14 protein-coding genes and 2 pseudogenes are annotated in these 17,213 nt (G+C 70.2%); 7 read left to right on the forward strand and 9 right to left on the reverse strand.

Annotation, left to right across the window (positions count from 1 at the left end; genetic code table 11):
* Together ABTZ89_RS20465 and ABTZ89_RS20470 are read right to left on the reverse strand one after the other, a co-directional pair.
* Nucleotides 1-585: amidase family protein (locus ABTZ89_RS20465; protein ID WP_502949571.1), on the reverse strand; the 585-nt coding region annotated here is incomplete at its 3' end.
* Nucleotides 582-1,895 carry an MFS transporter gene (locus tag ABTZ89_RS20470; protein ID WP_351046944.1) on the reverse strand — a complete coding sequence of 438 codons (1,314 nt, stop codon included), beginning with the start codon at nt 1,893-1,895 and terminating at the stop codon, nt 582-584. The genes ABTZ89_RS20470 and ABTZ89_RS20465, both read right to left, overlap by 4 nt.
* A 115-nt stretch (nt 1,896-2,010) precedes the next feature.
* Between ABTZ89_RS20470 and ABTZ89_RS20475 the strand changes: the two genes are divergently transcribed.
* A complete protein-coding gene (locus tag ABTZ89_RS20475; RefSeq protein WP_351046947.1) occupies nt 2,011-3,021 on the forward strand; it encodes an Lrp/AsnC family transcriptional regulator in 1,011 nt (336 codons plus the stop codon).
* Nucleotides 3,022-3,327: 306 nt separating this feature from the next.
* On the opposite strand, the gene ABTZ89_RS20480 is transcribed toward ABTZ89_RS20475, so the two are convergent.
* Nucleotides 3,328-4,086, reverse strand: coding sequence for a dienelactone hydrolase family protein (locus ABTZ89_RS20480; RefSeq protein WP_351046949.1), 759 nt, complete (start codon nt 4,084-4,086; stop codon nt 3,328-3,330).
* Nucleotides 4,087-4,388: 302 nt separating this feature from the next.
* Here ABTZ89_RS20480 and ABTZ89_RS20485 point away from each other — a divergent pair, with 302 nt between their 5' ends.
* Nucleotides 4,389-5,159 carry an acetoin reductase gene (locus tag ABTZ89_RS20485; protein ID WP_351046951.1) on the forward strand — a complete coding sequence of 257 codons (771 nt, stop codon included), beginning with the start codon at nt 4,389-4,391 and terminating at the stop codon, nt 5,157-5,159.
* A 52-nt stretch (nt 5,160-5,211) separates the two neighbouring features.
* Here ABTZ89_RS20485 and ABTZ89_RS20490 read toward each other — a convergent pair whose 3' ends face one another.
* The gene (locus ABTZ89_RS20490; RefSeq protein ID WP_351046954.1) at nt 5,212-6,027 is read right to left on the reverse strand and encodes an oxidoreductase; all 816 of its coding nucleotides are present in this window, start codon (nt 6,025-6,027) and stop codon (nt 5,212-5,214) included.
* A 170-nt stretch (nt 6,028-6,197) separates the two neighbouring features.
* A pseudogene (locus ABTZ89_RS20495) lies at nt 6,198-6,473 on the reverse strand (2,4-dienoyl-CoA reductase); the annotation flags it as partial.
* A gap of 95 nt (nt 6,474-6,568) precedes the next feature.
* Between ABTZ89_RS20495 and ABTZ89_RS20500 the strand changes: the two are divergent.
* Nucleotides 6,569-7,156: a TetR/AcrR family transcriptional regulator gene (locus ABTZ89_RS20500; protein ID WP_351046957.1), complete on the forward strand. Its 588-nt coding sequence runs from the start codon at nt 6,569-6,571 to the stop codon at nt 7,154-7,156.
* 131 nt (nt 7,157-7,287) lie between these two features.
* On the opposite strand, the pseudogene ABTZ89_RS20505 reads toward ABTZ89_RS20500, so the two are convergent.
* The 3 genes and pseudogenes from ABTZ89_RS20505 to ABTZ89_RS20515 form a co-directional block, all read right to left on the reverse strand.
* Nucleotides 7,288-8,884: pseudogene (locus ABTZ89_RS20505) on the reverse strand (succinic semialdehyde dehydrogenase).
* Nucleotides 8,885-8,958: 74 nt separating this feature from the next.
* Nucleotides 8,959-9,912, reverse strand: a complete 954-nt coding sequence (locus ABTZ89_RS20510; RefSeq protein WP_351046960.1) for an alpha/beta hydrolase — start codon at nt 9,910-9,912, stop codon at nt 8,959-8,961.
* 27 nt (nt 9,913-9,939) lie between these two features.
* Nucleotides 9,940-10,875 (reverse strand): acetoacetate decarboxylase family protein, encoded by a 936-nt coding sequence (locus ABTZ89_RS20515; protein WP_351046963.1) that lies wholly within the window; start codon nt 10,873-10,875, stop codon nt 9,940-9,942.
* Between the two features lie 303 nt (nt 10,876-11,178).
* Between ABTZ89_RS20515 and ABTZ89_RS20520 the strand changes: the two genes are divergently transcribed.
* Complete coding sequence (locus tag ABTZ89_RS20520; protein ID WP_351046966.1) at nt 11,179-11,886, forward strand: type 1 glutamine amidotransferase domain-containing protein; 708 nt, start codon at nt 11,179-11,181, stop codon at nt 11,884-11,886.
* Between the two features lie 64 nt (nt 11,887-11,950).
* Here ABTZ89_RS20520 and ABTZ89_RS20525 read toward each other — a convergent pair whose 3' ends face one another.
* A complete protein-coding gene (locus ABTZ89_RS20525; protein WP_351046969.1) occupies nt 11,951-13,936 on the reverse strand; it encodes a thiamine pyrophosphate-binding protein in 1,986 nt (661 codons plus the stop codon).
* A 432-nt stretch (nt 13,937-14,368) separates the two neighbouring features.
* Between ABTZ89_RS20525 and ABTZ89_RS20530 the strand changes: the two genes are divergently transcribed.
* The 3 genes from ABTZ89_RS20530 to ABTZ89_RS20540 form a co-directional block, all read left to right on the forward strand.
* On the forward strand, nt 14,369-15,007 hold the full coding sequence (locus tag ABTZ89_RS20530) for a TetR/AcrR family transcriptional regulator (protein WP_270946484.1): 639 nt from the start codon (nt 14,369-14,371) through the stop codon (nt 15,005-15,007).
* Nucleotides 15,008-15,016: 9 nt separating this feature from the next.
* Nucleotides 15,017-16,723 carry an AMP-binding protein gene (locus tag ABTZ89_RS20535; protein ID WP_351046973.1) on the forward strand — a complete coding sequence of 569 codons (1,707 nt, stop codon included), beginning with the start codon at nt 15,017-15,019 and terminating at the stop codon, nt 16,721-16,723.
* Nucleotides 16,724-16,741: 18 nt separating this feature from the next.
* Nucleotides 16,742-17,213: biotin carboxylase N-terminal domain-containing protein (locus ABTZ89_RS20540; RefSeq protein WP_351046976.1), on the forward strand; the 472-nt coding region annotated here is incomplete at its 3' end.

Consider the following 17,213-nt stretch of genomic DNA (forward strand, 5'->3'; position numbering starts at 1 on the left):
GTTGCGCAGAGAACCGCCCATGTCGCTGCCGTCGGCCAGTGCGTGCATGCCGGCGGCGAGGCCCGCGGCGGCGCCCCCGCTGCTCCCGCCAGCGCTGCGTCCCAGGTGGTAGGGGTTGCGGGTGGCGCCGAAGACCTCGTTGAAGGTGTGCGAGCCCGCGCCGAACTCCGGGGTGTTGGTCTTGCCGAGGGTGATCGCCCCGGCCGTCCGCATCCGGCTCACCACGAGTTCGTCCTCGGCGGGCACGTTGTCGGCGAGCAGCCGGCTGCCGAAGGTGGTCCGGATCCCCGCGGTGCGGTGGGTGTCCTTGTGGGCCACGGGAATGCCGTGCAGCGGGCCGACCGGTTCGCCGGCGGCGAGGCGGGCGTCCGCGGCGTCGGCTTCCGCGAGCGCGCGTTCGGGCACCAGCGTCACGACGGCGTTGACCTCGCCGTTGGACCGCTCGATCCGGTCCAGGTGGGCCGCGACGAGTTCGCGCGCCGAGACGTCCCGGCGCCGCAGCGCCGCGGCCTGGTCGCGGGCGGTCAGATCGCATAGCTCGCTGGTCACTGCAGGCTCATTTCCTCGTGCGTCGGGACGGGTCATTCGAGCTCGATGCCCTTGGTCTCCTTCACCGTGAACGCGGTGAGGAAGCTGATCGCCAGCAAGGCGATCGAGTACAGGGTGAACAGGTAGCCGAGCCCGTGGGACGCCAAGAACGTCTGCAGGTACGGTGCGGTCCCGCCGAACACCGCGACGGCCAGCGAGTACGGGAACGCGAACCCGGTCGCGCGCACCCGGGTGGGGAAGAGCTCGGCGTTGAACGCGGGCGCGATGGAGGTGACCGAGCCAAGCACGAACAGCGCGACGGACATCGAAACCGCCAGCTGCCACGCGGAATCCTGGATCAGACCGGTCAGCGGGAAGGTCAGCGCGCCGAGCGCGATCGGGAAGAGGAACAGGTTGGGCTTGCGCCCCCACCGGTCGGACAGCGCGCCCCACAGCGGGAGGGCGGCGATGAAGACCAGGTTCGCCACGACGCCCGCCCACAGGGCTTGCTGCGCGTCGATGCCCTTGGCGTTGATCGCGTAGCTGGTGGCCGAAACCGACCACGTGTAGTACGCGACGGTGCCGCCGATGGTCAGCCCGACCACCTTCCACGCCGCCCGCCGGTTGCTCCAGACGCCGCGCAGCACCGACGTCCGGCTCGTGTCCTGCTTGTCCTTGACATAGGCGTCGGTCTCCTGCAACCCACGCCGCAGGAAGATCGCGTAGAAGCCGAGCACGGCGCCGAGGAGGAACGGCAGCCGCCAGCCCCACGCCGTCATCGCCTGCTTGCCCAGCGCGGTGGTGAGCACGGCGGCGAGCAGGGTCGCGGCGAGCACGCCGCAGGTGATCGCGATGTACATGCTGCTGCACCAGAGGCCGCGTCGGCGGCGCGGCGCCATCTCGGCGAGGTAGACGTGCGAGCCGCCGATCTCGCCGCCGAGCCCGAAGCCCTGGCCCAGCCGGGCGAGGACGAGCAGCACCGACGCGAGCACGCCCACGGCGGGGTAGGTCGGCGAGACCCCGATGAGCAGGCTGCCGACCGCGGTGATGATCATCGCGGTGACCATCGCCGACCGGCGGCCACGCCGGTCGGCGAGCCAGCCGAAGAACAGCCCGCCCAGCGGCCGCATCAGGAAGCCGACCGCGAACACGGCGAGCGTCGACAGCAGCGCCGACGCCGGGTTGCCCTCGTGGAAGAACTGGGAGGCGAAGAACGGCGCGAAGATCGCGTAGACCGTCCAGTCGTACCACTCGAGCGCGTTGCCGACGCCCGCGCCGACGATGACGCGCCAGCGGTTCGGCGTCGCGTCCGGCGCCGGCCGGTCGGGCGCGTGGGGGATGGTCGAGTGCTGTTCCGCCCTGGCCACCGGGAACCTCCTCGTCGCGGTCTGCGTCACACGCAGGTCCGGCAAGCATCGGGTTCCTGGCGCTTGTCGACAACGACTCTTGTCAGGATGACGAAATCGGTCGATGCTGTGGCGCATGTCGTCAGATGGCCGACCGGGTCTTGACGCCCTGGACCGGCGGATCGTCGCCGCGCTGCAGGTCGACGGCCGCGCGCCGTGGCGCAAGATCGCGCTCGCGCTCGGCGAGCAGGAGCGGACCGTGGCCCGGCGCGGCGCCCACCTGCTCGCCGCCGGTCGGGTGGTGATCACGGGAACTCCGGCCCGGAGCAGGATCGTGGGCGCGGAACCGGTGATCCTGGCGGCGCGCTGCCTGCCGATGACGGTCAAGGCAGCGGCCGCCGCGCTGGCCCATCGCCCGGAAGTGGTGTTCACCTACGTCACCACCGGTGTCGCGGACTGCGTCGCCGAGCTGATGTGCCCGCCGGACCGGCTCAGCACGCTGCTGCTCGACGAACTGCCCGGCACCCCCGGGCTGCAGCAGCTGCTGACGTACCCGATCACGCGCTACTACAGCACGGTGCACGACTGGCGTCCGGGCATCCTGAGCGACGCCGAGATCGCAGCGCTCAGCGACGACGGGCCGCAGCGGTCGATCGACCTGGCGGAAGAACCGGCCCGCCTCGACTCGGCGAGCCGCACCATCGTGCGGGCGCTGATCGAGGACGGCCGGCGCACGAACGAGGAGCTGGGCCGGCTGGCGGGGGTGTCGGAGGCGACGGCCCGGCGGAAGGTGGACTTCCTGCGCAAGGAAGGGCTGCTGTACTTCCGCGCGGTCGTCGAGCCCGCCTTGCTGGGACTGCCGGTGGAAGCGCTGTGCTGGATCCGCGCCGCACCCGATTCCGTGGACCGCGTCGGGGAAGAACTGGTCGAATCCCCGCTGGTGCGCTACGCGGCCGCCGTGGCAGGGCCGCACCAGCTGCTGGTCGACGTCACCCTGCCGAACCGGGCGGCACTGCACGAGTTCACCAGCTCGCGGAGCTGGGGCCCGAGCGTCCAGTCGATCGAAGCCTCCCTGGTGATCCACCCGCTCAAGCGAAGCTCGGTCATGTCCGGTCCAGAAGCCCGAACAGATCTCGACCAGGTCTGATTTCTTGTATTCGCTCGTTCTGCGTGGCGGTGCGGGTAGCGGAACCCCAGCGCCCGCCTGGACTGCGGGTGCCCACCCTTATGTATGCGCCAATACACGGCGGCTGGGCCGTCCTCGCCAGGCGAACGCTGAGAACCCGCGGCGGTGCAAGCGCCGAGGGTGGGCTATGCGCCTGCGGCGCATCAAAGACAAAACGAGGATCGAAGACAGGCTCTGAGAGCGTCAGATCACCAAACGCGGATCGAGTTCTTGTCGGCGTGATCGGCCCATCCGGGGCCGTGGACGGGCCGATCGGCCGGAAGCGCGTCAGCCGCGGAGGTTGCGGGCGAAGAGGTCCAGGAGGGCCTTCCAGTGGCGTTCCGCGGATTCCTCGTGGTAGGCGGCGGTGTCCGCTTGGGTGTAGCCGTGGGAGCCCGGGTAGACCTCGCAGGTGTGGCGCACGCCGGCGTCGGTGAGGGCCTTCTCCAGGCGTTCGATCTGCTCCGGCGGGAGGGAGTGGTCGTTGTCGGAGTGGCCGAAGTACAGCTCGGCGGTGACCCGGTCGGCGACCAGGTGCGGGCTGTCCGGGTCTTCGGTGGCCAGGTGTCCGCCGTGGAAACCGCCGGCCGCGGCGACGCGCTCCGGGTAGGTCCCCGCGGTGCGCAGCGCGAGGGCGGCACCCATGCAGTAGCCGGTGAGGCCCACCGGGCCGTCGGCGGCCTGGTCGAAGTTCGCGATCCAGTCCAGGTAGGCGCCCGCGTCGCGCATGGCGAGCTCCGGGGTCAGGGCCTGCACGACCGGGACGATCTGCTGGAAGAGGTCGGGACGGCTCTCGACGTCGATGAACTCCGGCAGGTCGAACACCGGCGCGCGCCCGGCGCGGTAGACGACGTTGGGCACCACGACGGTGTAGCCGGCGGCGGCGAGGCGGTCGGCCATCTTCTTGAGGTGCGGTCGCACCCCGAAGGCGTCCATGTAGAGCAGGACCGCGGGGTGCGGGCCGCCGCTGTCCGGATGAGCGACGTAGGCGTCGGCGACGCCGTCCGGGGTGGGGATGTCCACCGTTGTTCCGCTGACGGTAGTCACGGGTGTTCTGCCTCCTCGTTCGACGACATGTCCGATCCGGCGTCCGAAGCGGCGGATCTGGCCGGAGATTACTGGGCTTCCGGTCGCCGGGCGGGACGCCGCCGGAATCCACGAGACGGCGGCGGACCCGGAGCGTGTCCTATGTGGATGCTCCGGTGGCCCTGATCGAGTGGTTCGGTCCGCCCGCGACCCGGTGGTGGCCGTTGCAACGGGGTGCAACCCTGTCGGTCGTCGGCGCCGGTCATCTATACCGGAGTGGTGTGGCCGACCGGGCTGCCGACCGACCGGGAGGGAGCGGACGCATGGCTGACAGCAGTGTCGCGCTGGTGACGGGAGCGGCGCGCGGGATCGGCGCGGGCATCGCACGGAGGCTCGCGGCCGACGGCTTCGACCTGGCGCTGGTCGATCTGTCCGCGCCGGAGGGCACCGCCGCTGAGGTCCGGGAGGCCGGTCGCAGAGCGGTGGCGCTGGCCGCCGACGTGACGGACCGGGACGCGGTCTTCGGGGCGGTGGACTCGGCGGTGGCCGAGTTGGGTGGACTCGACGTCGTCGTCAACAACGCGGGCATCGCCCTGGTGGGCCCCGTGACCGACGTGTCGGCGGACGAGCTGCAACGGCTGTTCGCGGTCAACGTCAACGGCGTGCTGTGGGGCATCCAGGCGGCAGCCGCCTCGTTCCAGAAGCGGGGCGTGCGCGGGAAGATCATCAACGCTTCGTCGATCGCCGGGCACGAGGGGTTCGCGATGCTGGGCGCCTACAGCGCCACGAAGTTCGCGGTCCGCGCCCTCACCCAGGCCGCGGCGAAGGAGCTCGCGGCGAAGGGGATCACGGTCAACGCCTATTGCCCGGGTGTCGTCGGCACGGACATGTGGGTCGAGATCGACAAGCGCTTCGCCGAGCTGACCGGGGCCGACGAGGGCGAGACCTACGCGAAGTTCGTCGACGGCATCGCGCTCGGCCGCGCCCAGACCCCCGAGGACGTCGCGGCCTTCGTCTCCTACCTGGCGGGCCCGGACTCCGACTACATGACGGGCCAGGCCGGGCTCATCGACGGTGGCCTGGTCTTCCGCTGAGCCCGCGTTGCGGGTGCTCCGCGTGCGATCGGGGAACACCCGCACCGCTCGGCTACGCGGCCCGCTTCTTCGCCGCGAGGTCGGTGTGCGCGGGCAGCCAGGCGCGGTAGCGGCGTAGCGCCTGGCGCTGCTGGCGGCGTTCGCAGGCGAGGGCGTAGGCGGGGTGGGTGTTGGGCCTCGGCGCCCTTCCGCCGGCGATCCGGCGCATCTGGTGGCGCACGAGCGCCATGCCGGCCGCGGCGGCGAGAGCTTTGTCGGACCAGGTCACCGGCCGCAGCCGCTGCTCGGCTTCGCGCCCTTGCCGCCAGCGGTCGGGCAGGTCCGGGGTGACGGCGAGGGCGGTGCCCATCCCGATGAGCGCCACGCCGCTGGCGAGGACCTCGTCGGCGGTGTCGCGTCGGGTGATGCCGCCCGTGAGCATCAGGGGGAGGGGACTGGTCCGGACGAGGTCCCTAGCCAGGTCCAGGAAGTAGGCCTCGCGGGCCCGGGTGCGTTCGTCGGCCGGGCGGCCGGACATCGCGGGGCTCTCGTAGCTGCCGCCGGAGAGCTCCACCAAGTCGACGCCGAGCGCGTCGAGCATGGCGATCACCTGCCGCGCGTCGTCGGCGTCGAACCCGCCGCGCTGGAAGTCGGCGGAGTTGAGCTTGACCGCGACGGCGAAGGTCGGCGAGACGGCGGCGCGCACGGCGCGGACGACGTCCAGCAGCATGCGCGCCCGGTTCTCGAGCGATCCGCCCCAGGCGTCGGTGCGCCGGTTGACCAGCGGAGACAGGAACTGCGACAGCAGGTAGCCGTGCGCGGCGTGGATCTCCACGCCGTCGAAGCCCGCCTGCTCGGCGCGCGCCGCCGTGACGGCGAACCGGGCCACCGTGGCCTCGATCTGCTCGGGGACATGGCGACAGGGCTGCCGAAGCGCTTGCTGTGCCGGCCCAGGTCGACGCCGACCGCGGACGGGCTCCACACGACGCCGGGCATGGCGGCGTCGACCTGGCGACCGGGGTGGTTGATCTGCATCCACACCGATCCGCCGCCGGACTTCGCGGCCGCGGCCCACTCGGTGAACGGCTCCAGCGGCGAGTTCTCGTCGAGCACGACCCCGGCCGGACCGGTCAGCGCTTCGGCGTGGACCATGACGTTGCCGGTGATCAGCAGTCCGGCCCCGCCCGCGGCCCAGCGCCGGTACAGCGCCAGCAGCTCGTGGCCGGGCAGCTGGCCGTCGTCGGCCAGGTTCTCCTCCATGGCGGCCTTCGCGATCCGGTTGCCCAGTACCGCTCCGGAACGCAGCGGCAGCGGTGAGAACAACTCGCTCGGCATCTGCGTTCACCTCCCGATCTCGATCGGCTAGAATGTGTACAGCGCTTACATTACCGAGTGGATGTGAGCACTGCACACATTTGGGAGGGTGATCCGTGTCGCAAGCGAGTACGACGTACCACCACGGCGATCTGCGTGCTGCGTGCTTGCGCGCGGCGCGGGAGCTGCTCGAGGAGAGCGGCAATGCCGGGCTGTCGCTGCGAGCGGTCGCACGGCGGGCGGGGGTGTCGGCCACCGCGCCCTACCGCCACTACGCGGACCGCGACGCGCTCCTCTCCGCGGTCGCCGCGGAGGGCTACCGCGAGCTGGCCGAGCAGCTGGTCGCGGCGCACCCGTCGCCGGTGACTCCCGACGACTTCGCCGAGATCGCGGTGGCCTACGTCCGCTTCGCGCTCGCGCACCCGGCCTTGTTCCGGGTGATGTTCGTGGATCCGTGCGATTCGAGCAGTGACGAACGCGTTCGCGCGACCGAAGCGATCTGGAAGTACGTCAACGACATCGTCCGCCGCGTGTTCCCCGGGGCCGATGTGGATGCGTTGTCGACGGGCGCGTGGGGCCTCGTCCACGGCTTGGCGTTCCTGCACATCGACGGCAAGTTCGACGTCCCTGCTCCCGAGGTGGTCGACGACCGCGTCCGCGCCGCGGTCCGCGCGATGCTCGAGGCTTCACCGGCGTCGTCGTAGCGGCTGGAGCCGGACCGGGTGCCCCGCCGTCGTCGATACCGGCTAGTCCTGGCGCGTGTGCGGACGGCTCGGGCGCAGCCCGATCTCGTGTCATCGTTGCTGTTCTTCCTTCGCGGCTGTTCGGGCGGGCTTCAGCGGGAGCCGATGCGCTTGAGGAACTTCAGCGCTCCGGTCAGGGTGGAAGACCAGGTCTCGTGCGAGACACCGGAGGGCGGGGAGAAGCCTCGGAGCTGTTGGTGGGCAACGGTTTGGGGCTCGGTGTACTTGAGGATGCCGTCGGCACCGTGGCGACGGCCGAGCCCGGAATCGCCCATGCCGCCCATCGGGGCGTCGATGCTTCCCCACGCCGCGGCGAACGCCTCGTTCACGTTGACGGTTCCGGCGCGCAGGCGTGCCGCGACGGCCCGCCCCCTGGCGCCGTTGCGGGTCCAGACGCTGGCGTTGAGGCCGTAGGGCGTGGCATTGGCCCGCGACCGCCTCGTCGGTGTCGCGGTACGGGTAGATCGAGACGACGGGGCCGAAGGTTTCGCGGTCGTGCAGCGTCATGTCGGGGGTGACACCGGTGAGGATGGTCGGCTCGTAGAACAGCGGCCCGAGTTCGGGCCGGGCCCTGCCTCCGGCCAGCACGGTGGCCCCCTTGGCGACCGCGTCGTCGACGTGCGCGGTGACGGTGTCCAGTTGGGACGTGTTGGTCAGGCATCCGACGTCGGCGCTGTAGTCGTAGGCGGCGCCGAGCCGGAGCGCGTTGGTCCGGGCGACGAACTCGGCGACGAAGGCGTCGAAGATCTCCTCGGCGACGTAGATGCGCTCGATCGAAACGCAGAGCTGGCCGGTCGAGGGGAAGCACGCGTCGATGGCGCCGTCGGCGGCGCGTGCGATGTCGGCGTCGTCGAGCACGAGCATCGCGTTCTTGCCACCGAGTTCGAGCGAGGAGCCGATGAGGCGTTCGCCCGCGTCGCGCGCGATCTTCCGCCCGGTGGCGGTGGAACCGGTGAACATCATGTAGTCGGCGTTGTCCATGAGCACGCCGCCGATGGAGCTGCCTCGCCCGATGACCATCTGCCACACGTCCGCGGGCAGTCCGGCCTCGCGCATCAGGTCGAGGGCCCAGAGCGCGGTGAGCGCGGTCTGGGTGTCGGGTTTCTGCACCACGGCGTTTCCGGCGACGAGCGCTGGGATGGCGTCCCCGGCGGCCATGCTCAACGGGTAGTTCCACGGCGAGATGACCGCGACCACGCCCTTGGGGTGCCGCAGCTCGGTGGTGTGCGTCAGCAGCGGGATCGCGCCGCGGCGCCGTCGGGGCGCGAGCAGCTGGGCGGCGCTGCGCGCGTAATACCGCGTGGTGATGGCGATGTCGGTGACTTCGAGGAACGCGTCGCGGCGCGTCTTGCCGCTCTCGGCCTGCATCAGGTCCAAAGCTTCGTCCTGCCGCTGGAGGACGAGGTCGTGGAAGCGCAGCAGGATCTTCTTGCGCTCACGGATGGGCGTGGCAGCCCAGGTTTCCTGCGCACGGCGGGCTCGCGCGAACGCGGTCTCGACGTCCGAGGGCGTGGAGACCGGCAGATCGGCCAGCGGCCCACCGGTGTACGGGGCGTTGATGGTGACCTTCGCGGCGTCTGCTGCGGCCGCGACTCGTGCGGTCAACCGGTCGAGCAGGGTTGGGGTCAGCGATGGGGGCAAGCCGGAGCCGCGGGTCACGGCCGGGGTGGCAACGGGGCTGGTGGGCATGAGGACTCCGTGTGCTGTTCGCGCATGAGGAGCTGGAGGTGGTCCTGGCGAATCCACCTCCAGCGGCGCGGGTTTCAGTGCAGCGCCGCCCGCAGGGTGTCCTGGGCCAGCTTGATCGCCGCGTTCGCGGCGTGGGTCGAGCGCAGGGCGTTGAGCATCATGAAGTCGTGGATGATGCCCCCGAACCGCACCTGGGTGACTGCAACACCGGCCTCGCGGAGCTTGGCCGCGTACGCCTCGCCCTCGTCGCGCAGCACGTCGGCTTCAGCGGTGATCACCAAGGCCGGAGGAAGCCCCTTGAGCTGGTCGGTCGAGGCGCGCAGCGGTGACGCGTGGATCTCCTCGCGCTGGGAATCGTCATCGGTGTACTGGTCCCAGAACCACCGCATGCCCTCGCGGGCCAGGAAGTAGTGCTCGGCGAACTGGCGGTAGGAGGGCGTGTCGAAGTCGGCGTTGGTGACCGGGTAGAGCAGCACCTGCTGTCCGATGTGGACGTCGCCGCGCTCCTTGGCCATCAGCGTCAGCGCGGCGGTCATGTTCCCGCCCACCGAGTCGCCGACGGCGGCGAACTTGGCGGCGTCGAGGCCCTTCTCGGCGCCGTGGGCGAACACCCACTGCGCGGCCGCGTAGTTCTGCTCGATCGCGGTGGGGTACTTCGCCTCGGGGGAGAGGTCGTACTCAGGGAACACCACGGCGGCCTCGGCTCCGACGGCGAGCTCGCGGACCAGCCGGTCGTGGGTGTGCGCGTTGCCGAACACCCAGCCCGCGCCGTGGATGTAGAACACCACCGGCAGCGATCCGCCGGCGCCGGCGGGTTTGACGATCCGGACGTTCACCGCACCGGTCGGACCGCCCTCGACGGTGACCCACTCCTCGTCGATCGCCGGCTTGTCGACCTCGCCCGACTGGACCTCGTCCACCACCTTGCGCCCCTCGGCCGGTGGCAGCTGGAACAGGAACGGCGGGTTGTCGGTGGCCTTGGCGAATTCGGCTGCCTCCGGTTCGAGCACCGGCTTGATCTCGGACATCGCCTTCTCCTTCGGTTGCGCGTGTTCCTAGGTCCTGTTCGGGACCGACGTGGGGACCGGCATGTGCAGGGCGAGCTGGCCTTCGGTGGTGACGTCGAACCGGATGGTCCGGATCGGCTTGAGCGATCGCAGGTCGTCGGCCATGCGGCCGCGGCCGACCTGGAGGTCGAGACCACGCGGGGAACGGGTGCTCCCGGACGCCAGTACGTTGGTCTGGCTCAGCGTCGAGTGCCAGGCGCCGTCGATCGAGGTGTACGCGGTCAGCGTCGAGACGCGTTCGCCGCTGGGATGCGCGGTCTGCGCGGGTGTCGCTGCGGACAGCGCCAGGTCCGTACCGCCGGATCCGTTGGCCACGCGGGCGACGGTGCGGCGGGTGTCGATGTCGACGTCGAGATCGGTGACCCACTTGGGAAATCCGTAGCCGTCGTGGCCGCGGACCTGCGCGATGTCGGTGCTCACCGGCAGCGAGAGCACGTAGGAGTGCAGGTGGTCGTTGCTGAGGCTGGAAACGAGGTCGAAGGCGCCCAACCGGCCGTGGCGCGCCGGACGCACCGCGATCCCGACGGCCGCCTCGGTGTAGAAGTCGATGTCGCACACGTCGTAGCGGAAGAACATGACGGAGATCAGCCCGATTCCCGGCACGACCTCGAGCGGTGCGAGCTCCTCGGGCAGGCGAGCGCGAATCGCGCGGGACCGCGCGAGCATCGTGAGCCGGGCCGTGGAGATCCGGTAGTAGAAGTTCGGCGTCAACGTCGTACCGATCGGCGAGTCGACCGCGGTCTTGGGCATGCCGCGGAAGAAGTCCACGCTGCTGACGCGAGGATCGCGGGCGATTTCACCGAGGTCGGTGTTCATCCGGTACCGGTCGTAGAGACCGCCCTTCGGCACGGCGACCGTCCGGCCACCCAGGTCCACCTCGACGGTGCCGTGTTCGGTCGAAGACGTGCCTTGGGGGGACGACATCGGAGCAGCTCCTTCGCCAGAATGTGGACGGTGTAAACATGAAGCTAGCGCGACATGTGAGCACTGTCAACATGGGGGCCGGGGTGCCTTTTTCGTCGTCCGCCGCAATTCGGCTGAGCGCGCATCCGTGGCGGCGAGCGGAAGCCTGCGGGTGGGGGCTTCCCTGTTCGAGGCGTTGACGGCGGGTGCGCGCGGTGGCTAATGTTAGCACTGTAAACACATCCGGGGATCCGGATGTCTCGCGGGTGCCATTGTCCGACGGCCCGACCGTCGTTGCACGACGGCGTCAGGAGGAGCGGAAAGATGACGGATGTCCTGTTCGTGATCTCGGCGGCGGACCGCTGGACGCTGAACGACGGTTCGGTGCACCCGTCGGGTTACTGGGCCGAAGAAGTCGCCGTGCCGCACCGGATCTTCTCCGAGGCAGGATGGGACATCACCATCGCGACTCCCGGTGGCAAGGCCCCCACGCTCGACCAGCTGAGCCTCGGCCTGGCCGGTGGAGCACCTTGGAAGCGGCGCGAGGTCAAGCGCTACTTGGCTGGAATCGAGACGGCGTTGGCGAACCCGGTGGCGCTCGACGCCGTCGATGCCGACGAGTTCGACCTCGTCTTCTACCCGGGCGGCCACGGGCCCATGGAAGACCTCGCCCACGACTCGACTTCCGGCGGCCTGCTGGCGAGCCGGCTGGCATCCGGCAAGCCCCTCGCATTGCTGTGCCACGCGCCGGCCGCGATCTTGGCCGCGACCGGATCCGACGGCACATCACCCTTCGCCGGCTACCGGATGACCGGGCTGTCCAACCGGGAGGAACTGCTCAACCGGTTCGCGAAGAAGGCGCCGTGGCTCCTGGAGGACAAGCTCAAGGAGGCAGGAGTCGTGTACAGCAGAGGACGGATTCCCTTGCGCCCCCACGTAGTCGTCGACCGGAACCTCTACACAGGACAGAACCCGCAGTCCTCGGAGCGGCTGGCCCGACGCCTCCTCGTCGACATCAGCGCCTCGTCGTGAGGGAGCAGGCCCCGCCTGCCGCACGGCCCGGTTCCGAGCCGCACGACAGGCGGGGACGACGTCGTCAAGCGGGGCCGAAGTTCCAGATGACCCGGTGGCCCGCATCTCCTCGCAGCGCGCCGAGCTGCCCGTTCGCGCTGATGTCGACCTCGCCCGTGTCGGGGAGATCCGGGTCGGTGAGGACTTCCACGACGTAGGGCTTGCCCCCGTCGACCACCCGCACCGCGTTGGTCAGCGCCCGTTCGAGGTCGTCCGCGGAATCGACCAGGCAGCCATCGACTCCGAAGCCCGCTGCCAGGTCCACGAACGACAGCTGGGGATTCCCGTCGAGCTCGAGGTACTCGGCCGTACCGCTCGGCTCCCAGTCGTAGGACTTCCGCAGGACGTCCAGCCCGACGCGGAGCGTCTTGTACTGCTTGTTGTTCGTGATCAGGTACAGCACCGGGAGCTGGAACTTTGCCGCGGTCCACCACGCGTTCAGGTAGAACAGCGCCGATCCGTCTCCCACCGCGTTGACCACGATGGGCCGCTTGCCCTCCGCCTCGCCCGCACCGGATCCGGCCAGCGCGTCGGCGACGCCGAGGCTGGCGGGCATCGAGTACCCCAGCGAGCCTCCTTCGGACGACATGTAGCTGGTCGGCGAATCGAAGGACAGCCCCTGCTGGAAGTCCGCGGTGTCCGAACACGCTTCGTTGACCAGGTGGACCGAGTGGTCCCGCAGAACCCGGTCGAGCACGTCCACGAGCATCGCGGGAGCGATGCCCTGGCCCGGAACTTCCTTCGCGCGCTGCTGGAAATCCCCGGCGAGTTCCTGGTCCTCCTGCGCCAACTCCTCGTTCAGGCCGTTCACGTGCACCCTGTCGTACTGGGGGTGGGTCTTGACCGCCGCGGTGAGCTTGGGCAAGGCGTCCTTGATGTCGCCCAGGGCCGCCGCCGCTCCGTAGTGGTTCTTGCCGATCTGCCACGGGTCGTTGTGCAGGTAGACCTGCGTCAGGTGCCCGGGGATCAGCGGCCCCTCGTCCCAGTTGTAGATCACGAGCTGGGCCTGCGCGTTGAAGCCGCACAGGAACGCGGTGTCCCGCACCGTGTCCGGGTCCTTCCGCCCCAGGACCTGCCTGACCTGCTGCTGGACGCTCGGCAGCTCGCCCCGCGCATGCGCCAGGTGGTGGGGGTAGTTGAGGTAGCTGCTGAGCTGCTCGTTGTACACCGGCGCACCGATGGCCGTCGCCAGGTCCTGCAGCTCGCGCCACGCCTCGGCTTCGCCGACGCCGTCACCGGCGACGATGACCGGATACCGCGACCTGGCCAGGAGGTCGGCAGCCTTGTCCAGCTCGGAAGGCTGCGCGTGGAACTCCCGGGCGATCCGGGTGAAACGGCCCCGCTGCGGGTCGGCTCCCGTCTGCACCAGGAACTCCCACGGGATCGACAGGAACACCGGCCCCATCGGCGGAGCGAGCGCGGTCTTCAGCGCGCGCTGCATGGCCATGCCGATCTCGTTGGGGCCGCGCACCTCGTAAGCCCACTTGGTGTACTGCTGGGCGACCTGGACCAGGTCCGATCCCAGGAGCGGTTCCTGGATGAGGAGGTTGCTGTGCTGCTGCCCGCACAGCACCAGCAGCGGGATGTGCGACCGGGACGCGTTGAAGAGGTTCCCGAGCGCGTGGCCGACTCCCGGGGTGACGTGCAATCCGACCACGCCGGGCACGACCTCGCCGGCGTCGGTCCGCCGGTGGCGCGCGTACCCCATCGCCGCGCCGAGGGCGATGTTCTCGTGCAGGCAGGGCACGTACCTGATCTGGTTCTCCGGAACGTCGGTGCCGTCGATCAGCGGGATCTCGTTGGTGCCGGGAACTCCGTAGAGCCGGTCGACACCGGCGGTCTTGAGGTAGTCGAAGATGATGTCCCGGCCGAGGCGGGGGTTGTTCTCCTGCTCTATCGGGAGCCACTGCGCGTACTGCTCGCGATCGGTCTCGGTCACCTTGTTCTCCTCCTCGGTCATCGAGTCGTGAACTCGGCGGTGCTGCGCGAAGGCGGGATTCCGCTGCGGCATCAGAGGAATCCCTGCGCGTCGGTACTGCTCCTACGCCTGGTGCCGTAGCTTCCAGAGCTGCCCGCGGCGGCGTGGTCGCCCGCCGCGGTGATCAGGTTCCCCAGCAAGTCGAGCAAGTACCGGCACGCTCCGCCCCCAGCGTCGAACGTTCGTCGTGTCTGTCCCCAGCCCGCCCGTGCGCGCCGACGATCAAGCCGGCGGCGACTCGAAGGTAGCAGGACTCCTCGGTGGCGCAGGGCAGATCGAGACATCCGGGGGAGACCCCTCACGCGGCACGGGTCGGTCTGCCGATCTGCACCGGTGTATTGACATGAACGTCAACGTCAACCACTGTGGTGGCGATCACGCGTCGCAAGTCCGGAGGGGAGCCGCACGATGTCCTCCTCCCAGGTGCGCGCCGGAGGCCAGCACCGATGCCAAGACAATCGAGGCGTGACGACGAGTGATGCTCAGGAGCGTGCGCGGGCCAATCGCCGGGAGACGTCCGGACCTCGGCGCGAGGAGCTGATCGCGGCCGCGGCCGCGTGCTTCGACGACCTCGGATACCCGGCGACCACGGTCGAACTGATCGCGGCCAGGGCCCGGACTTCGCGGCCCACGTTCTACGCCTACCTGCGCTCGAAGGACGAGGCGTTCCTCGCGGTCGCCGAGCAGGTCTGCGCCGAGCTCGAGTCCGCGCAGCAGCTGGACGGGATCGAGTCCCTCCCACCGGCCGCGGTGCTGCGGATGACCACCCGCGCCTTCGCCGAGGCCATCTTCGCCAACGGGTCGATCGTGGCGATGATCGACAGCCGTGCCGCGGTCGATGCCGAAGTGGACGCGCTGTGGAGCACGCTGCGGCGCCGGCTGGTGCGCCGCTTCACCAACTACCTGTCCGGGCTGGACCCGGCCGCGATCGATCCCTGCGCGCCGCCCCAGCGGTTGGTGTCGATGCTGATCGATTCGATCGTCCACGGCGCCGCCCGCCTCGGCCACGCTTCCGGCGAGGACCGCGAGCGGTTCATCAACGATCAGATCCGCTTGACCGAGCGCGCGGTCGGCATCGCCGCCGACGCGCGCCCGGAACCTTAGGAGGACCGAATGCCGTTGTCCCGCCGCGACGCGGCCCTCGCCGAGGTGCGCGAACTGCAGGTGGCCAATTGGCCGGACCAGGTGCCGCGCACCGTCGAGTACCCCGTCGAGGTGCCCGGCCTGCCCGAGTACCTCCGGCACTGGGCCGCGACCCGCCCGGACACCGTCGCGATCTCGTTCTACGGGCGCGACATCACCTACGCCGAATACGACGAGCTGAGCGACCGGTTCGCCGGCTGGCTTGTCGAACGGGGTGTGGTGCCGGGCGACCGGGTCGGTGTGTTCCTGGGCAACTGCCCCCAGTTCCTCATCGCGATGGTGGGCATCCTCAAGGCGGGCGCGGTGCACGTGCCGATCAACCCCATGTTCCGGGGCCACGAGCTGCGGTACGAGCTGGAGGACGCCGGGGTGACGGTGCTCCTGGCGCAGGACTCGTTCGCCGACCTCGTGGAGTCGGTGCGCGGCGACACGGGCCTGCGGCACGTGGCGTTCACCGGGCTCGCCGACCTGATCACTGCCGAGCCCGACGTGGCGGTGCCGTTCGACCTCACCGCTGCGCGGTCGGACTGGGCCGAGATCAGCACTTCAGCGCGCGCCGAGGCACGACCGAGCGACCCCGACGCGCTGGCGGCGCTCAACTACACCGGCGGCACCACCGGATTGCCGAAGGGCTGCGAGCACACCCAGCGGCACATGGTGTACACGGCCGCGACCGCCAGCGTGGCCGGAGGCAAGCAGGTGGGCGATTCCGGTGTCGTGTCGCTGAACTTCCTGCCCGTGTTCTGGATCGCCGGCGAGGACTTCGGCGTTCTCAAACCGCTGGTGAACGGCCAGCAGCTCGTCCTGATGACGCGCTGGGACCCGGCAACGGCCGTGTCCCTGGTCGAGCGGCACGGCGTGACCGACCTGGTCGCCACGGTCGACAACTACGTGGAGCTGATGGACCTGCCGGGGTTCGACGGCGCGCGGCTGTCGTCGCTGCGCAACGCGCTCGCGGTGTCGTTCGTGCTGAAGCTGACCCCGGAGGTCCGGGCGCGGTGGCGGGAAGCGACCGGTGGCGTCCTGCGGGAGGCCTCGTACGGCATGACCGAGACGCACACGGCCGACACCTTCACGCTCGGGTTCCAGGACGGCGATCGGGACCTGCACGCCGATCCGGTGTTCTGCGGCCTGCCGGTTCCGGGGACCGACGTCCTGATCGTCGACGACTCGGGCGATCCCGTGCCGGTGGGCACGTCGGGGGAGATCATCGTGCGGAGCCCGTCGATCTTGACCGGCTACTACGGCCGGCCCGACGCGACCGCGGAGACGATCCGCGACGGGTGGCTGCACACCGGCGATGTCGGCCGGCTCGACGAGTGGGGCGCCCTGCACTACCTGGCGCGCGCCAAGGAGATGATCAAGACCAACGGGATGAGCGTGTTCCCGTCCGAGGTCGAAGCCCTGCTGCGCCTGCACCCGGCGATCGAGTCGGTATCGGTGGTGCCCCGGCCCGACCGCGCGAAAGGCCAAGTGGCAGTTGCCTTCGTGGTGCTGTCGGAGGGCGGCGCCACGAGCGACGACCTGTGCGCGTGGGCGAAGGACAACATGGCCGGGTACAAGGTGCCCGATTTCGTGCTCGTCGAGCAGCTGCCGATGACGGCCACGGGCAAGGTCCGCAAGGGCGAACTGCTCGACCGGGCCGCGGAACTGCCCGTCGCCCGTGACCGCGCGTAGACGAAGGTGTTCGTGACGATGAAGAAGCTGCTGATCGCCAATCGCGGTGAGATCGCGCTGCGCGTCGTGCGCACCGCGCGCGAGATGAGGGTGAACACCGTCGCCCTGTACGCGGAGGACGACGGGGACACGCCCCACGTCCACGCCGCCGACGAGGCGTTGCCGCTGGTCGGTGCCGGCCCGGCCGCCTACCTCGATCACGCGGCGGTGCTCGCCGCGGCCGCGCGATCCGGCGCCGACGCGGTGCATCCCGGATACGGATTCCTTTCGGAGAACGCGGAATTCGCGCGGGCCTGCGCGGCAGCGGGCGTCGACTTCGTGGGCCCGGATCCGGCGGTCCTGGACACCCTGGGGGACAAGGCGTCGGCCCGCGCCGCCGCGGTCGCGGTAGGCGTGCCGGTTGTGCTGCCCGTCCTCGTCGTCGGCCCGCTCGTCCGGCAGGTCGACGACCACGATGTCATAGCCCTCCGGCGGCGCCTGGTCGAGGAAG

Origin of the sequence: Saccharopolyspora sp. NPDC002686 (assembly GCF_040295745.1) — a bacterium.
In the GTDB taxonomy this organism is placed as follows: Bacteria; Actinomycetota; Actinomycetes; order Mycobacteriales; family Pseudonocardiaceae; genus Saccharopolyspora; species Saccharopolyspora oryzae.